The organism is Bifidobacterium hapali (assembly GCF_002259755.1).
In the GTDB taxonomy this organism is placed as follows: Bacteria; Actinomycetota; Actinomycetes; order Actinomycetales; family Bifidobacteriaceae; genus Bifidobacterium; species Bifidobacterium hapali.
Genome location: NZ_MWWY01000056.1, coordinates 1 through 12,642 on the forward strand (window position 1 = coordinate 1; position 12,642 = coordinate 12,642).

13 protein-coding genes are annotated in these 12,642 nt (G+C 58.7%); 6 read left to right on the forward strand and 7 right to left on the reverse strand.

What is annotated here, in order from left to right:
* Window positions 1-628 (reverse strand): transposase (locus BHAP_RS11055; RefSeq protein WP_143248809.1); only part of this gene is annotated, 628 nt, incomplete at its 3' end.
* 153 nt (window positions 629-781) lie between these two features.
* Here BHAP_RS11055 and BHAP_RS11545 point away from each other — a divergent pair.
* From BHAP_RS11545 to nrdF, 5 genes are all read left to right on the forward strand, one after another.
* On the forward strand, window positions 782-1,006 hold the full coding sequence (locus BHAP_RS11545) for a hypothetical protein (RefSeq protein ID WP_143248810.1): 225 nt from the start codon (window positions 782-784) through the stop codon (window positions 1,004-1,006).
* Window positions 1,007-1,067: 61 nt separating this feature from the next.
* A complete protein-coding gene (locus BHAP_RS11060; RefSeq protein ID WP_094730715.1) occupies window positions 1,068-1,367 on the forward strand; it encodes a glutaredoxin family protein in 300 nt (99 codons plus the stop codon).
* Window positions 1,364-1,825: a class Ib ribonucleoside-diphosphate reductase assembly flavoprotein NrdI gene (nrdI, locus tag BHAP_RS11065; RefSeq protein ID WP_094730716.1), complete on the forward strand. Its 462-nt coding sequence runs from the start codon at window positions 1,364-1,366 to the stop codon at window positions 1,823-1,825. Before BHAP_RS11060 ends, nrdI begins: the two co-directional genes overlap by 4 nt.
* Before the next feature lie 370 nt (window positions 1,826-2,195).
* Window positions 2,196-4,340, forward strand: a complete 2,145-nt coding sequence (nrdE, locus tag BHAP_RS11070) for a class 1b ribonucleoside-diphosphate reductase subunit alpha (RefSeq protein ID WP_094730717.1) — start codon at window positions 2,196-2,198, stop codon at window positions 4,338-4,340.
* Between the two features lie 491 nt (window positions 4,341-4,831).
* Window positions 4,832-5,824: a class 1b ribonucleoside-diphosphate reductase subunit beta gene (nrdF, locus tag BHAP_RS11075; RefSeq protein ID WP_094730718.1), complete on the forward strand. Its 993-nt coding sequence runs from the start codon at window positions 4,832-4,834 to the stop codon at window positions 5,822-5,824.
* Between the two features lie 61 nt (window positions 5,825-5,885).
* Here the strand turns inward: nrdF and BHAP_RS11080 are convergent, their stop codons facing one another.
* The 6 genes from BHAP_RS11080 to BHAP_RS11100 all read right to left on the reverse strand — a co-directional run bounded on the left by BHAP_RS11080 (window position 5,886) and on the right by BHAP_RS11100 (window position 11,705).
* Entirely contained in the window at window positions 5,886-6,584 is a 699-nt protein-coding gene (locus BHAP_RS11080; RefSeq protein ID WP_244569402.1) for a hypothetical protein, read from the reverse strand.
* Window positions 6,581-8,092 carry an ABC transporter ATP-binding protein gene (locus BHAP_RS11085; protein WP_420807742.1) on the reverse strand — a complete coding sequence of 504 codons (1,512 nt, stop codon included), beginning with the start codon at window positions 8,090-8,092 and terminating at the stop codon, window positions 6,581-6,583. The genes BHAP_RS11080 and BHAP_RS11085 overlap by 4 nt, the downstream gene beginning before the upstream one ends.
* A 77-nt stretch (window positions 8,093-8,169) precedes the next feature.
* The gene (locus tag BHAP_RS11090) at window positions 8,170-9,021 is read right to left on the reverse strand and encodes an energy-coupling factor transporter transmembrane component T family protein (RefSeq protein WP_094730719.1); all 852 of its coding nucleotides are present in this window, start codon (window positions 9,019-9,021) and stop codon (window positions 8,170-8,172) included.
* Window positions 9,018-9,140, reverse strand: a complete 123-nt coding sequence (locus BHAP_RS12005; protein ID WP_275542113.1) for a hypothetical protein — start codon at window positions 9,138-9,140, stop codon at window positions 9,018-9,020. Before BHAP_RS12005 ends, BHAP_RS11090 begins: the two co-directional genes overlap by 4 nt.
* Window positions 9,140-9,778, reverse strand: coding sequence for an MptD family putative ECF transporter S component (locus BHAP_RS11095; RefSeq protein ID WP_094730720.1), 639 nt, complete (start codon window positions 9,776-9,778; stop codon window positions 9,140-9,142). The genes BHAP_RS12005 and BHAP_RS11095 overlap by 1 nt, the downstream gene beginning before the upstream one ends.
* A gap of 637 nt (window positions 9,779-10,415) precedes the next feature.
* A complete protein-coding gene (locus tag BHAP_RS11100) occupies window positions 10,416-11,705 on the reverse strand; it encodes a putative ABC transporter permease (protein ID WP_420807743.1) in 1,290 nt (429 codons plus the stop codon).
* Between the two features lie 529 nt (window positions 11,706-12,234).
* On the opposite strand from BHAP_RS11100, the gene BHAP_RS11105 reads away from it, so the two are divergent.
* The coding region (locus tag BHAP_RS11105) for a transposase-like zinc-binding domain-containing protein (RefSeq protein WP_420807741.1) at window positions 12,235-12,642 on the forward strand (408 nt) is incomplete at its 3' end.

Consider the following 12,642-nt stretch of genomic DNA (forward strand, 5'->3'; position numbering starts at 1 on the left):
GCCTGATCTCCATCGCCCGGTATTCGGCGCGCAATCGCTCCAGATCGGCGTTCAGCGAGGCGATCTCGCCGCGCAGCGCATCCGCATCAGCCTGCGGTGCGGTATCCTTGCGTTCCGGTTCGTCCTTCGCCACCGCGGCCCCTTTCGTCTTGCCGAGCAATCGCCGCTTCCAGTTTCTCACTACCGACGAATCCACTCCCAATCCCTCCGCCACCTCACGCGAGCTCGCTCCACCGGACACGACCTTGAGCACGGCCTCGCGCTTGAGCTCCTCAGGTATGGGCCCGTGGCGAAGCCGGCGTTCGCCGGGCGCGAGCTCGTCAATCCACGAGGCCAGCAGCGTCTTGCTCGGATACCCCATTTGGCGGATCGTGCGGCTCGCTCGCCGCCCGTGCGTCAGGTAATGGTCCACCGCGTCCCGCCTCTGCTCCAACGTGTAACGCGAATACCGCTCGCCACGCGTCGAGGGTATTCCCGTCTTCTGTTCCTCGAGCCAGTCCCGATGCCACATACGCAACGCCTCACGACTGGGATACCCCAACTCCCGGATCGCGTCCGCCGCGCAGCACTCATACCTCACATACAACTCCACCGCACGCCGACGCTGCTCCCTCGTATACCTCGCCATGATGGCTCCTCCCGGATCACAGTCCAAGAAAACGGCACCACCTCACACTCACCAACTGTAGTGGCGGAAAACGCTCGCTGAAGGCCTCCTTAGCGAGCGTTTTCTGCCACGCTGGTTACTGAATGGCGGTTTTCTCTCACTGAGATCGTCTCAGTGAGCAAAAACCGCCACGACGCAAATAATGACGACAATGTGATTTATCTGACAGCAACACCCATCAGTCAACCGACAGATCATCCCGAGATCTGCGACACGCTTACTGCCATCACGATTCCAAACACTACATCTAGTGTCGCCGCATACGACACGCCACAAGAACTAGTGGTCACGATGGAATCACATGGTTGTAGTATTGATCAACTGTCACCGACCGCGTAACGACAAACCGGGGTTATTCGATACCCCTACGATACGAATGCGATACGAAATGGAGGCAACTATGACCGTCACCGTTTTCACCAAGCCGCGCTGCCCACAGTGCGATGCCACCAAGCGCCAACTCACGAAGCTCGGCATTCCATTCGAGACCGTAGATTTGTCCGATAACCCATCCACGCTCGATCAGTTGCAGCAGGCCGGCTTCAAGCAGGCGCCGGTCGTCATCACGCCGGACCGCTCGTGGACCGGCTACCGCCCGGACCTCATCCGCGAGCTCGCGAAGTCCGAGGCTGCTAAGTCCGTAGCCAGCAACGATGTTATTTCTGTGCCGTCCTCCGACCAGCGCGTACTGGCCGCATGAGCGAGACGACCTTAACAGCACAGTCAGTCGCCGCAGCTCACGCTGGCGCCGTCGTCTTCTTTTCGTCCGCGTCGGAAAATACTGCACGATTCGTAGCGAACTGTCAGCTCGACGAGCTCAATATCGCAACCTACCGCATTCCGCTGCGACCAGCCGATGAGCCGCTCGCAGTGCGCGAACCGTACGTACTGATTGTGCCGACGTACGGTGGCGGCGTGGTGGCGAAAGCCGTGCCGCCGCAAGTTAAGAAGTTCCTCAATGATCCGGAGAATCGACGCTGGATTCGTGGCGTGATCGCATCCGGCAACACAAACTTTGGCGAGGCGTACGCAGCCGCGGGACGGATTGTTTCCGCAAAATGCCGAGTACCGTTACTGTTTACGTTTGAACTGATGGGTACGCCGGAGGATGTGCGCAAGACGCGCGACGGACTCGCACAATTCTTTTCCCATCCCTGACTGCAACCAACCACCGTCACTGACATTGAGTTAAGGCCTCCTGCGGACCGAACGACGACCGTAACTCAGCAGTAACACGACGCTGTCATTGAGTTACGGCCTTCTAAGACCCGAATGGCGACCTTAACTCAGCAGTAACGCAACATCATCGTTGAGTTATGGCCTTTTGGGGCCATGAAGAAGGCCGTAACTCAACAGGAACGCCACAATACTGCTGAGTTACGGTCGCCACCCAACCTGCACGAGGCCGTAACTCAATGAGAGCGTTGACTCGCATGACGCCTTAGCGGACGCCCGCGGCACCCGCAACACCTGTAAACATTTGACACTCGCAACATCCACGACCACAATCCGAAAGACCTAACTACCCATGACCACAACCTACGACCCGTCCACCGATTACCACGCGCTCAATGCAATGCTCAACCTCTACGACGAGCATCACCGCATCCAATTCGGTAAGGACAAGGAAGCCGAGCGCGCCTACGTGACAAACGAAATCGAGCCGAACACGCGCCACTTCGCTTCCACGCAAGAGCGCCTGAGCTACCTCATCGAGCATCAGTACTACGAAAAGCGCGTATTCGACCAGTACTCCCCCGCGTTCCTCGACCAGTTCTACGCGCACGCCGCTGCCAGCAACTACGAGTTTGAAACGTTCCTCGGCGCGTTCAAATTCTTCCGCTCCTACGCGCTCAAAACCTTCGACGGCAAGCAGTATCTCGAAGACTTCCCGCAGCGTTGCGCCGCCGTCGCCCTCGACCTCGCGCAAGGCAACGAGCAAGCCGCCATCACCTACCTCGACGAAATGATCGCCGGCCGCTTCCAGCCCGCCACCCCCACGTTCCTGAACCTCGGCAAAGCCCAGCGCGGCGAGCCGGTCAGCTGCTTCCTCGTGCGCATCGAAGACAATATGGAGTCGATTTCACGTGGTATCAACGCGGCCCTGCAACTATCCAAGCGCGGCGGCGGCGTGGCTCTGTTGCTGAGCAACCTGCGCGAACTCGGCGCTCCGATCAAGCATATCGAAAATCAGTCGAGCGGTGTCGTGCCAGTCATGAAACTGCTCGAAGACTCGTTCTCGTACGCAAACCAACTCGGCGCGCGTCAAGGCGCGGGCGCGGTCTACTTGAGTGCACATCACCCCGACATCATGCGCTTCCTCGACACTAAGCGCGAGAACGCGGACGAGAAAATCCGCATCAAATCCCTCGCGCTCGGCGTCGTCGTGCCAGACATCACGTTCGAACTCGCCAAGCAAAAGGCACAAATGGCGCTGTTCAGCCCGTACGACGTCGAACGCGTGTACGGCAAGCCGTTCGCCGACGTGCCGATCAGCGAAAACTACGACAAGCTCGTCGCCGACGATCGCATTCGCAAAACGTACATTGACGCGCGTAAATTCTTCACCACGCTCGCCGAACTGCAGTTTGAATCCGGCTACCCGTACATCGTGTTCGAGGACACGGTCAACCGCGCGAATCCGATTGACGGGCGCATCACCATGTCGAACCTGTGCTCGGAAATCCTGCAAGTGCAAGAGCCGAGCGCGTTCAACGAGGACCTCACGTACGCACACGTCGGCCGCGATATTTCCTGCAATCTCGGCTCGCTCAACATCGCCAAAGCGATGGACGGCGGTCTCGCAAACACGGTTGAAACCGCAATCCGCGCACTCACGTCCGTCTCCGAGCAGACCAGCATCAACGCGGTGCCGTCGATTCGCCGCGCTAACGACGAAGGTCACGCGATCGGCCTCGGACAGATGAACCTGCACGGATTTCTTGCGCGAGAAGGCATCCAGTACGGTTGCGACGAGGCGCTCGACTTCACCGACATGTATTTCATGACCGTCGCCTACCACGCGTACCGCGCATCGCACGCGCTCGCAGTGGAGCACGGCCGCGCGTTCGTCGGCTTCGAGCGGTCTGCGTACGCGAAGCCGGCCGGTCAGGGCAACTATTTCGACAAGTACACGGACGGCCGCCGCTCGTTGAGTCCCCGTACCGAACGCGTGCGTGAATTGTTTGCGAAGTTTGGGATTGCGATTCCGACGGTCGCTGATTGGGCTGCGTTGCGTGACGAGATTCTGCGTGACGGTATTTACAACCAGAATCTGCAAGCCGTGCCGCCGACCGGTTCGATTTCGTACATCAATCACAGCACGTCGTCGATTCATCCGATCGCATCGAAGATCGAGATTCGTAAAGAAGGCAAGATCGGCCGCATGTACTATCCAGCGCCATACATGACGAACGAGAATCTTGAGTATTTCAAGGATGCGTACGAGATCGGCTGGCAGGCGATCGTTGATACGTACGCGGAGGCGACGCAGCACGTCGATCAGGGACTGTCACTTACGCTGTTCTTCCCCGATACGGCGACCACGCGCGATGTGAACAAGGCGCAGATTTACGCGTGGCGCAAGGGCATCAAAACCCTGTACTACATCCGCATCCGCCAGCAGGCGCTTGAAGGCACTGAAGTGGCAGGCTGCGTTTCCTGCATGCTGTAGCGGAATTGGTGATGACGGAGCGTCCTCACCATTTCCGCAGGGCGCTAGCTTTGCCGTGGTTGATGGGTGGTGTATGTTGTTCGACACACTCAAGGCCGTTCGGCCAAGCCTACGGTCGAGCAACATACACCACCCATCAACCACTCTGTGAAACGAAAGACCTTATCTTGGCTCCCCTTGTCAGCGTAGCTGACTGAGGGGTAGTCACGCCCTTGGAACGTTCAACTCGTGTGACTACCCCTCAGTCTCGCTATGCGACAGATAGCTCCCCTGACAAGGGAAACCAATAAAAACGTAACGTGAGCATGCAAACGAGCGTGGTTGGCTGGTATGTATTATCCGACCGTAAGACTTGGCCGAGCGGCCTGGAGCGTGTCGGATAATACATACCAGCCAACCACGCGGTCACCCGATTAAACTGGGCACAGTCACCATCCCAAGTAAACGCAACATCATCCATCATCGACACAAGAAACCAAGGAAAAACGCACATGGCACCGATTTCTGTTCCGCGCAAGCCACTTAAGCTCATCGATCGCGTCTCCGCGATCAACTGGAACCGTCTCGAAGATGAGAAAGATCTCGAAGTGTGGGATCGTCTCACCGGCAACTTCTGGTTGCCTGAGAAAGTCCCAGTTTCCAACGATATCCCCAGCTGGCAGTCAATGAGCGAGGAAGAGCACACGCTCACCATGCGCGTGTTCACGGGACTCACGCTGCTTGACACGATTCAAGGCACGGTCGGCGCGGTGTCGCTCATTCCGGACGCACTCACCCCGCACGAAGAGGCCGTGTACACGAATATCGCGTTCATGGAGTCCGTGCACGCGAAGTCATACTCAAGCATTTTCTCGACGCTGTGCTCAAGCGAGCAGATCGACGCGGCGTTCGCGTGGAGCGAGGAAAACGAGTTCCTGCAGAAGAAAGCGCAGATCGTACTCGACTATTACGAGGGCGACAGCCCGCTCAAGCGTAAGGTCGCGTCCACCTTGCTCGAATCGTTCCTGTTCTACTCAGGCTTCTACCTGCCGATGTATTTCTCGAGCCACGCGAAGCTCACGAACACGGCTGACGTGATCCGTCTGATCATCCGCGACGAGGCTGTGCACGGCTATTACATCGGTTACAAGTATCAGAAGGGCCTTGAGCTGGTCGGCGAGGCGAAGCGTGAGGAGCTGCGCGAGTACACGTACGATTTGCTCAACGAACTGTACGACAACGAAGTGGAGTACACCGAGTCGCTGTACGACGGGGTCGGTTTGACGGAAGATGTCGAGAAGTTCCTGCGTTACAACGGCAACAAAGCGCTGATGAACCTCGGCTACCCAGCGTTATTCCCGGCGGAGATTTGCGATGTGAACCCGGCGATTATCGCCTCGCTGTCACCGAACGCGGATGAGAATCACGATTTCTTCTCGGGTTCCGGCTCGTCGTATGTGATGGGCAAGGCCGAGGAGACAGACGACGAGGATTGGGATTTCTGAGTCTCGCTTGTGCACGGTTCTGCGCAAGGATGCGCAGAACCGATCGATTATGGTCGGCTGATCAGCCCTGTGCGGACGGCAGTTGGTCCCATACCGGCAGATGATGGAGCGCGCGGATGATGTTGCACTGCGCAAGCGTGTCGCCGCGCGCATCGCACATGGTCGGATACCACATGCGATGGCGAATTTTGGCGGTTTCGGACGGTTTTCCTTGAGCATGTTTGAGAAGTACGCCTTCGCTGTTGCCGTACTGGAAATGCAGATGGCTGAGTAGTCCGCCGTTCTCAAGTTCAACGCGCGCAGGCATGGGGTCCATCGCGATAAGAACACGGAATGGACTGTCGATCGGCGCGGAATCAGCGTGGAAGATATAGCAAGGTTTGCCTTCGAGTCCTTTGTCGATCATGTGATCGAACTGATAAGCGTATCGGCCGATAACCGTGTTCTCTTCGCTCATCCACGCGAGCGCGAATCCGTTTTCGGGATTGTTGCCAAATTCGAGCGGTTCGATCTGCCATCCGGCGATTGTCGCGTACCGGTTTTCGCGACCAGTGGTACGGCATGCCCAGCGCCAGAATCGGCGGATGCTGCCACTGAAGAACGGCAACATGATCGAGAACGCGGACCAGTGCGCGCGCATTGCCGTTTCGGATTCTTCCCACGCACGGTTGATGTCTGGGTCGCGGCTGTTGATGAGCTGTTCGAAGCTGATCCAGTCGCCGGTCCATGCTGCTGCGGTAAAGGTCATGCTGTCTGTCATGCTGTCTCCTTGGTTGCGATATCCACGTTGTCGTCCAAGTTGATGATGCGGTCGCACCATAGTGCGGCCAGTTCTTCGTCGTGAGTGACGACGAGCACTGCCCGTCCGTCGTCTGCGAGTTGGCGCAAGAGAGCCCCGACTTGCATCATGTGTGCGCGATCGAGGCCGCTGGTCGGCTCGTCAAGCACGATGAGTTCCTTGCCGCACATGATCGCCGACGCGATCGCCAGTCGCTGCTTCTGGCCGCCGGACAAGCTCATCGGATGACGGTCGGTGAACGGCAGCAGATCAAGCTGCGCGAGTACGTCGTCCGCGAGTTCGCCGAGCGTAGTAGCGGACCTGTTCGTTGATTGGACGGTCTGCAACGACGCTGGCACCGCATCGTCCGCGTCCCCGAGTCCGAGCAGGACTTCTTCGCGCACGCTGTCGGAGAATAGTTGATAATTCACGTCCTGCATGACGAGGAATCCGGCATGTGTAAGTGCTGCCGGCCGCGCTGGCTGATCGTGCAGGAGTACCTGTCCGGAAAGCGGTTTCTGTAGCCCGCATAATGTGCGTACAAGTGTGCTTTTGCCGGCTCCGTTGTGCCCCATTAGACCGATGATTTCACCGCCGCGCAGGTCAATGTCAGGAATACCGCGGCGGAAGGCGCGACGATAGCCGACGGTCAGATCGCGCGTGGCGATAATCGACGGGCGGCGCGACTTGCGATGCGTGCCATCATCGTGTTCTTGCAGTGCCGTTACGTTTGTTTTTGACCGCAGCTGTTCGTGATATGCAGTCAGATCGAGCGCGCGCAATCCCCATGATTGCAACTGCTTGGCAGGTAACGTCTCAAATTCAGCAGCCGTGTACTCGCCGGCGATTGCGCCGTGCTCGAAACGCACGTATCGGTCGACGAGATCGGCACACCATGCGAGTCGATGCTCAGCGATCACGACTGTCACGCCGTCGCGTTTGAGTTCGGCGACCATGTCGTGCAAGTCGCGCATGGCAGTATGGTCGAGGTTGCTGGTCGGCTCGTCCATGACGATAAGCCGCGGATGCAGCATGGTGGCTGCGGCGACTGCGAGCCGCTGTTTTTCGCCGCCTGACAGCTTGAATACGCTGCGGCCGAGCAGATGTTCGATACCGAAACGTTGCGCGACTTGCGCAACTCGCGCGCGAATATCGGCAGGCGATTCCCCCACGTTTTCGCAAGGAAATGCAAGTTCTGAGGTGGTGTCGGCGTTGAAATACTGGGTTTTCGGGTTTTGGAACACACTGCCGACGAGCGGCACATACGCTTCGATCGGCGGGCGTTGCCGGACGTCAGTACTACCTAGGCCGCACACGATTTGCGAACCGGTCACATCACCGTGGAAAAAGTTAGGAATCAAGCCATTCAGCAGTCGCGTAGCCGTGGTTTTGCCGCAACCTGATTGGCCGCACAGCATCACTGTTTCGCCGGGACGAACGGTCAGATTGACGTGCGCGAGAGCCAGTTCCGCAGGCGTTGCCGCGATCACCGTATCCTCAGTATCGCTTGCATAGCGAAATGACGTATCCGAAATCTGAACAATCGGCTTATCAGCACGAACGTCGCTCACAGCACACCTCCGATCGCGAGCGCCAACGGAACCGTGCACACGGCCATATATCCCCAGTCAAACCAGCGCATCCGAATCGTCGTCATACACGTATGCTCGCCAGCAATACCAAGCCCTTTCGTGAGCGCGGCGACCGACAGGTCACGCGACACGATCGTCGCATTCATAAGCAACGGCACCAAGATAAACTCCAGTGATTGCACCGGATGACGCACGAGCGCGAACCGACCGGCCGCAATCCCACGCATCGCCATCGCGTTGCGAATCTGGCGATAATCGTGCACGATCGTCGGGAAAAATCGAATCACCACCATGCATGGAATCACTACCGCTTCCGGCACGCGCATGCGCCGCATCGCGCACACGAACTCGCTGATCGTGGTTGTCGTGAACGCGTACGCACCACTGATCAGACACGGCATCATCATGCGGATACCAACCGACAGTAGGCCAGCAACGTGACCTGCAGTCACGAAAGCCGTCGTTGGAGCCGCTGCGCTACCAGCCGTCGCCGCGTCCGCACCACCGCTCGATATCGCGCTGATCAGCGATCCTCCGCCGCTGCCGGACCCAGTCATCGTCACCGTGTCCGACCACAAGCCCAACGCGAGCAGCAGTACGTACACGATCGTCAGCCGCAGTCCCGCACGCCAGCGGCCAGCGACGAACAGCGGCAGCAACAGCAGCGCAACGACGATCGCTTCGCCGCGCGTATCGACGTGGAAAAATAGCAGCAGATTGGCGATCAGCAGTAAATACAGTTTTGCACGCGGGTCGAGGCGACGGGCGGAATTTGAGGCAGTGTGAACCCCGGAACGGTCGGGGAACGCGGACGACGAGCTGGTCATACGCGAGATCCGATCATCGAGGCATGCGCGCGGCTGGACGTACGACTAATCACACGTCCGAACGCACGCAGGTCACGCGTGCGCAGGTCACGCAGCGCGATCGCCGAAGTCACCGTCATCAGACGATGCCAGCCTTCTTGAAATGCTTGCTCAGCAATCGCTGACCGAACCAGCCACCGACCAAGCCGCACACGAGAATCGCGCCCATCGCAAGGAAGAACGAACCGACGCTGATCTGCGCGAACAGGTTGGTGATGTATTCCGCGCTTTTGCCGCGGGCTTCGAGCGATGCGACGTACGCGTCCTTCATGAACCACAGCGGCAGAATCGGGCCGGTCAGGCCGTAGCAGAACACGACGTAACCGATGAGAATCGTGACTTTGTTTTTGTAGTTGCCGATGCGTGCGATGAGGTCGCCGGCGACCGGGAACACGATGCTCGCGACGAACGAGAGCACAAAATGGCCGGATACGAACAAAAATAGGCCGATCACGACGCCCATCACGGTGATGCCGCCGAATTTGCCGACGCGGGCGACCGCGAGCATGAACACCGGGCCGCAGATGAGGGCGGCGACGGCGGGCAGGAAAATCGTGCCTGCGCCGGCGATGAGCGTGCTGATGAGCGTGGCGACGCACACACACACGAAGTAGAGGGCCGTGAAGATGCCGATCGAAATGAGATCAGGAACGGTGAGGCGGGCGGATGTGGGCTGCTGCGGTGCGGTGGTCGTGCTGTCTGCGGGCTGCTGGCTCATGTGATCTCCGATACTACTTATCAATAATATCAATCATGCGTTTGCTGAACGTACGCTGAATGTACGCTAGACATATACGTAAGTGCTCGCGATTCTCGATCGGCGGCATGCAGTCAGCGAGCGGCGCACCATCTCGTCGATTGCTTGCCGATCCAATCAGCACATATATGTCAAACGGACAAACTCTTCTCAATGTATCGGGCTTCGGCCCGCAACACAATACCCCCGTTCTTACTTGCGTCCGTGCATCCAGGCCCGTTCATCTGCATCCCCCACATATCCCCACCGCCCACAGCATCCGCCCACCCCTCCGCGTGGCAGAAAACGCTCGCTAAGCACACCCTCAGCGAGAGAAAACCGCCACGCACTAATGAGAATGGCAGAAAACGCTCACTGAGTGGGCGCCCAGCGAGACATTTCCGCCACGCACCATTGCGTACTGCCGCTCACGGCTACACACCACCTCGAGTGGCAGAAAACGCTCGCTAAGCACACCCTCAGCGAGCGTTTTCTGCCACTCATGGCCACGCGTGGCGGTTTTCGCTCGCTGAGTGGGTGCCCAGTGAGCGTTTTCTGCCACGCACCACCCCCTCCTAACCGGCCACGCAGGTACACGCGCGCGAGGCGTGCCCGGTCGCTACATGCGGCCGGCCTTGGACGGGTCGAGGTGCATGGTCTGGAAGCGATTCGCCATGAACTCGTCGCCGAAATGCCGCGCGAAGAAATCCGACACGGGCGAATCAACCGCAATGCCGGCAAGCCGCGAATACCACGCGTCCAGCGCGAGCAACGTCATCGTCGCATCAATCACCATAAACACAAGAAACACAAGCGTCAGCGAATACCGCCATCCCCACGGAATCCGCTGAATCAACGCAAGCAGTCGCGGCAAAATCAACTTGACCCACGCCAATCCAAGCACACCCCAGAAAAACATGAACTTACCCGACGTACGCCCGTCAATCGACAGCCACTGACCAGTGTAATCCCACGCGGTAATACCGAACGCAACCTCCATAAACCAGCTCGTGAGATACTCAAACGTGCCGCCAATCACCGCACTCGCACAGAAAATCAGCAGCCAGTTCGCGCGCCACAGTCGGTTCAGCAGCACGGTGAGCAGCACCGCACCGAACCCGTAAATCGGCGAGAACGGACCCCACAGCAGTCCCGCGCGATCCTGCCATTCGCCGCCGGTGATCGCCAAATGATACACGGTCTCAACCGCAAGTCCGAACACGCAGCCGACCACAAACAGCCAGAAAATATTGAATACGTCCAGCGAAATATAGCCTTTGCCGCTCAGATCGCGGCCTGGCATACCTTTGGCGAGCGCCTGTTCGTAAGCCGAGCGGTTGTCCATGCGCCACAGCGCGGTTTTAAGCCGGCGTTCCTCGCGCAGCGCCGGGTCTACGCTTACCGACAGCGCGACGAGAATCACCAGCTGGATGATTGGCAGAATCAGCGGCGGCTTAAGCCCTTCGAGTGCGACAGTGAACAGGCCTTCGAGAATCGTGAGCGGGATGAGGATTTCGATCCAGCGCGCCGCATGTTTTCGATGGTTGAGGATAAGCAGGATTCCGAAGATCATGAGCACGACAGTGGCGATCGAGTTTGTGCCGGCAGACAGCCAGCTGAGCGTCGTGGTGAGGTCGGGTTGGGTGACGATGACTCGGCCGGAGGCGAGCGCACGGATGATATCGACGAACGCAAGCGTGATGTCGGGGACAGTAGTGATGCCGTAGAGAGTGATCAGGATACCGTAGATACGAGTGATGAGCGGGAGGCGTTCGTCGTCGATGTCGACGACGCCGTCGCCGTTCGTGTCGCCGGGGAGTGGTTCAGATGCGGCAGACGTGGCGACCGTGGCGGATGATTCTGCGCGGCTGCTGTCGAGGGTGAACACCGTTTCGGTATCGTTAAGGATGCCGATGACTGGGACAAGATCGTCGGAGGTGTTTGATTCTTTGGATACTGCAACTTCTTTAGTTTCTTCGACTGTATCGTGCAGCGTGCTGGTTATGGCGGATTCGGTGGTTCCAGCAGTTCCGGTGGTTCCAGTGGTTCCGGAAGTTCCAGTCAAGGACTGGGCGGACTGCGATTGTGACGGCTTGGATGAGGTCTGCTCTTCACTCATGGCACCCACGCTATCATTTGGTCGTCCCGGCTCTTTGGAGAGGGAATGCTCCTGTGAGCATGACTGTTTTTGTGATATTCCGGCGGAGGTCCCTAAGCTCTCCGCCGAAATATCACGTTTAGAGGCCATTTTTTGGGGTTATAGGCCAAAATGTGTGTCTGTTTTGGCTCGCTTTCCTTTGTGGCAGTGGGCGTTTCCCCTGTTCGAGTTGTATGGGCGGGGAACTTGAAGTCGGCCAGAATGTGTGTCCGGAACAGGCTGTGAGGCCTTTCGGGACAACGGTTGAGCGGCTTTCGAGTTGGCGTGGCAGATTGGGTGGATGAACACACCCAGTTGCGCCGTGTGCGGCGAGCCGATGAAACGGAACGGAAGAACAAGCTCGGGGCGGGTCAGGTGGCGGTGCCGGGACGCCGGCTGCGGGAGCTCGCGCACCCAGTCGCGCGACAACAGGGCCCGTGACCTGCGGTGCGGACTGGACTGGCTGTTTTCCAAACGGTCGCAGGCCGAGCACGACCTGCCCTCCCGCACGCTGCGCCGCCGGTGCGAGCTGATGTGGGGCCTGTGGCCGCCGGTGCCCCTGGTGGACGAGGTGCATCACGTGGTGCATGTGGACGGCATTCACCTGCACCGCGACGCCGTGGTGCTGATCGCCATCGCCGACGGGCACGTGATCGGCTGGCACATCGCCAAAAGCGAACGGTCGGCGGCGTGGCAGAGCCTGATGGCG

Coding starts and splice junctions, on each gene's coding strand:
- BHAP_RS11060 (WP_094730715.1), top strand. CDS start 1,068: ATGACCGTCACCGTTTTCACCAAGCCGCGCTGCCCACAGTGCGATGCC.
- BHAP_RS11095 (WP_094730720.1), bottom strand. CDS start 9,778: ATGAGCCAGCAGCCCGCAGACAGCACGACCACCGCACCGCAGCAGCCC.
- nrdF (WP_094730718.1), top strand. CDS start 4,832: ATGGCACCGATTTCTGTTCCGCGCAAGCCACTTAAGCTCATCGATCGC.
- BHAP_RS11090 (WP_094730719.1), bottom strand. CDS start 9,021: ATGACCAGCTCGTCGTCCGCGTTCCCCGACCGTTCCGGGGTTCACACT.
- nrdI (WP_094730716.1), top strand. CDS start 1,364: ATGAGCGAGACGACCTTAACAGCACAGTCAGTCGCCGCAGCTCACGCT.
- nrdE (WP_094730717.1), top strand. CDS start 2,196: ATGACCACAACCTACGACCCGTCCACCGATTACCACGCGCTCAATGCA.
- BHAP_RS12005 (WP_275542113.1), bottom strand. CDS start 9,140: ATGACGGTGACTTCGGCGATCGCGCTGCGTGACCTGCGCACGCGTGAC.
- BHAP_RS11080 (WP_244569402.1), bottom strand. CDS start 6,584: ATGACAGACAGCATGACCTTTACCGCAGCAGCATGGACCGGCGACTGG.